The sequence below is a fragment of the Thermoanaerobaculia bacterium genome (genome assembly GCA_018057705.1).
In the GTDB taxonomy this organism is placed as follows: Bacteria; Acidobacteriota; Thermoanaerobaculia; order Multivoradales; family JAGPDF01; genus JAGPDF01.
On sequence record JAGPDF010000165.1, the window covers coordinates 1 to 3,449 of the forward strand.

A 3,449-nucleotide genomic window follows, 5' to 3' on the forward strand; every position below is an offset into this window, starting at 1 on the left:
GCTTCGCTCCTCGCCTATGCGCTCATGGCCTGGCTCGAGATCGGGCTCAAGGTCGGCACGCTGCCCGTGGTGGCACTCGGCGTCGGCATCGGCGTCGACTACGGGATCTACATCTACAGCCGCTTCACTGCGTTGCGCCGGCCCGGACGGAGCCTCCGCGAGACTTACGAGGACGCCCTCGCCATCACCGGCAACGGGGTGCTCTTCACTGGCATCACGCTCGGCCTGGCGGTCTCGACCTGGATCTTCTCTTCGCTCAAATTTCAGGCCGACATGGGTATCCTGCTCGTATTCCTGTTCGTGATGAACATGATCGGTGCCATCGTCCTCCTGCCGGCGCTGGCCCATTTTCTGGTCGGGGAGCCGAAGCCCGAGCCGGCGCCAGTCCCGGGGCGATGAGGCTCTTCGTCGCGGTCGACCTTCCCGAGGCGGTGAAGGGGACTCTCGACGCGGCGGTGGCGCCCCTGCGCTCCGCGTTGCCGCCGGCGCGGTGGGTGCGCCCAACTGGTTTGCATCTGACGCTCGCCTTCCTCGGCGAAGTGGAAGCTGAAAGGGTTGCCGCGATCGCGCAGGCGCTGCGCGAGAAGCTCGAACAGGAGGGCGGGTTTCGCGCCCATTTCGCCGGCCTGGGGAGCTTTCCCAATGCCGGTCCGGTGCGGGTCGTCTGGGCCGGGCTCGAGCCCGCGGCGCGCTTCTCCCGTCTCGCGGAGCTGGCGCAGGATGCGCTCCGTGTCGCGACCGTCGCCTTCGACGACAAGCCGTTCCGGTCGCACATCACGCTGGCGCGATGCGATCCCCCCTGGCCCGCGCACGTGCGGACGGAGATCGGTGAGCTCGCAGAAGGCCTGGGCGAGAGACTTGCGGGCCAATCCTTCGCCTGCGACCGCGCGACGCTCTTCTCGAGCGTGCTCGGGAAGTCGGGCCCGACCTATCGCGCCGAAGCGTCGTTCCCGCTTCTGGCACCCTGACGGGCGAGCGCTCCGCGGCAGTCTCAAGAAGAGGATCTCGTGTTCGCCGACCGACGGCGCACTCGCAAGAGCTCGTCAGATGAACCGCGTCGCCGCGCGACGACGTCGAGAGGGCGCTCAACCGGCGGGCTCGCGGCAGGCGCGGGCTTGGCGATAGAATCATGGCTCGTCCAACAGGGAGAAATCATGGCTGACGTGGTGCGCCGTATCGGTCTTTCGCTGGGTGCCGATCTCTGCTGGCCGATCTGCTACGAAGAGATCCTCAAGAACCTGAAGCTCGCTCTGCCGATGGGCGGCGACACCGTCCGCTTCGAGGTCGAACGCGTGTCGATCGAGCCGTTCGATCTCAAGCAGCCGGTCGAGTACGACGTGCTTCTCGACCGGGTCACGCACTGGTACCACACGTCGCGCGAGTGGATCAAGAAAGCGGTCGTCATGAACGACCTCTACGTGCTCAACAACCCGTGGTCGATCCAGGCCAACGAGAAGCACACCAGCTACGCCGCGATGATGCGCCTCGGGCTGCCCGTGCCCGAGACCTGGATGCTGCCGCCCAAGGAGTACGAGCCGACCAACGACCTCCAGGTCACGCTCGAGCGCTACGCGAAGATGTTCAGCCTGAAGTCGGTGGGCGAGAAGGTCGGCTACCCGGCGTTCCTCAAACCGTACGACGGCGGTGCCTGGGTGGGCGTCTCGAAGGTCGACAACGCCGAGGAGCTCGCCAAGGCCTACGACAGCTCGGGCCGCCGGATCATGCATCTCCAGAAGGCGGTCGCTCCATTCGACCTCTTCGTGCGGGCGGTGGGCGTCGGTCCGCAGGTCCATCTCATGAAGTACGACCCGGGAGCGCCGCTCCACGACCGCTACAAGGTCGCTTTCGACTTCGTCAACGCCGAAGAGTGGCAGCACATGGCGAACATGTGTCTGACGATCAACTCGTTCTTCGGCTGGGATTTCAACAGCTGCGAGGCGCTGCGGCAGGACGGCGTCTTCTACCCGATCGACTTCGCCAACGCCTGTCCCGACTCGCAGGTAACGTCGCTGCACTTCCACTTCCCGTGGCTGGTGAAGGCCAAGCTCAAGTGGTCGCTCTACGTCGCGGCGACGCGGCGCAAGATGCGCAAGAACCTCGACTGGGAGCCGTTCTTCGAGATCGCCGCCAGTGGAGCGTCCTTCAAGGAGAAGCTGCCGCTCTACGCGCGGCTGGCGCACCAGCGTTTCGAGAGCGACCGGTTCGCCGAGTTCTGCGCCCGGCAGCTGCCCCATCTCGACGAGGTCGCCTGGGAGTTCTTCGGCACGCCGACCGCGAAGGAGGCGGTGCGCAAGAAGGTCGCGGCGCTCTTCCCGGCCCACGAGGTGGAGGAGTTCACCGAGCACTTCTGGGGTCTGGTCCAGTTCTGGCGCCGCACCGAGTCGGAGTACATCGCGAAGTCCGGCGCGCCTTCGCCCGCGTGATCGCCAAGCGCACCGAGGTCTGGCGCTCGAGCTTTCTCGCGCAGGAGGTCGCCGTCGCCCGCTGGGGCGAGGACGGCCGACCCGTGCTCCTCTTCCCGACGGCGGGCGGCGATGCCGAAGAGGTCGAGCGCTTCCGGATGGTGGAGGCGCTCGCTCCCCTGGTGCGCGCCGGGCGGATCCAGATCTTCTCCTGCGACAGCGTGCCCGGCCAGTGCTGGGTCTCCGATGCCTATCCCGCGAGTCATTGCTCGTGGGTCCAGAACCGTTTCGACGAGTTCCTGTACTTCGAGCTCGCGCCCTACATGCGTCACCTCGCCGGCAGCGCGAAGGAGGTCGTGACGGCCGGCGCCTCGCTCGGCGCGCTCTACGCTCTCGCCGCGGTCTGCCGGCATCCGGACGTTTTCAGCCATGCCGTCTGCATGTCGGGCAAATACGACCTCGAAGAGATGCTCGACGGCGAACGGATGTCGCTCGACTTCTACTACTCGTCGCCGCTGCACTTCCTTCCGGACCTCGAGGATGCCCAGCATCTGAAACTGTTGCGCAGCCGGTTCATCCACCTGGTGACCGGGCGCGGAGCCTGGGAGCGTCCGCAGTACGCGGCGCGGGTCGCGGGTGTCCTCGGCGAGCGCGGGGTGCCGCACCGGGTGGACGACTGGGGCCCGCGCTGGGACCACGACTGGATCTCCTGGCGGCGCGTCCTGCCGCACTACCTCGAGCAGCTCTCGCGGTGACCGGACCGCCGCCGGGCCTGCCAGCGATCGCCGCGCAGTGGCCCGTGGCCCTCGAGGTGGCGCTCGCCTGGGGAGAGATGGACGCCTTCGGTCACGTCAACAACGCGGTCTACTTCCGCTGGTTCGAGAGCGCCCGGATGAGCTACTTCGAGCGCCTCGGCTGGCCGGCGCTGCAGCAGGAGACCGGCGTCGGACCGATCCTGCACTCGACCCAGGCGCGCTTCCGCGCCCCGCTCACCTGGCCGGACAGGGTCACCGTCACGACGCGGGTGAGCGAAGTCGCCGAAGACCG

5 protein-coding genes are annotated in these 3,449 nt (G+C 67.3%); all 5 read left to right on the forward strand.

The window, feature by feature from the left end:
* The coding region (locus KBI44_21660) for an MMPL family transporter (GenBank protein MBP9147094.1) at positions 1-399 on the forward strand (399 nt) is incomplete at its 5' end.
* Complete coding sequence (gene thpR, locus KBI44_21665) at positions 396-968, forward strand: RNA 2',3'-cyclic phosphodiesterase (GenBank protein ID MBP9147095.1); 573 nt, start codon at positions 396-398, stop codon at positions 966-968. The genes KBI44_21660 and thpR, both read left to right, overlap by 4 nt.
* Positions 969-1,154: 186 nt before the next feature.
* Complete coding sequence (locus KBI44_21670) at positions 1,155-2,423, forward strand: hypothetical protein (GenBank protein MBP9147096.1); 1,269 nt, start codon at positions 1,155-1,157, stop codon at positions 2,421-2,423.
* Entirely contained in the window at positions 2,420-3,157 is a 738-nt protein-coding gene (locus tag KBI44_21675; GenBank protein ID MBP9147097.1) for a hypothetical protein, read from the forward strand. The genes KBI44_21670 and KBI44_21675 overlap by 4 nt, the downstream gene beginning before the upstream one ends.
* Positions 3,154-3,449 (forward strand): acyl-CoA thioesterase (locus KBI44_21680; protein MBP9147098.1); only part of this gene is annotated, 296 nt, incomplete at its 3' end. The genes KBI44_21675 and KBI44_21680, both read left to right, overlap by 4 nt.

Bases quoted from the DNA above. Each gene is read 5' to 3' on its own strand.
- thpR (MBP9147095.1), top strand. From the start codon at position 396: ATGAGGCTCTTCGTCGCGGTCGACCTTCCCGAGGCGGTGAAGGGGACT.
- KBI44_21670 (MBP9147096.1), top strand. From the start codon at position 1,155: ATGGCTGACGTGGTGCGCCGTATCGGTCTTTCGCTGGGTGCCGATCTC.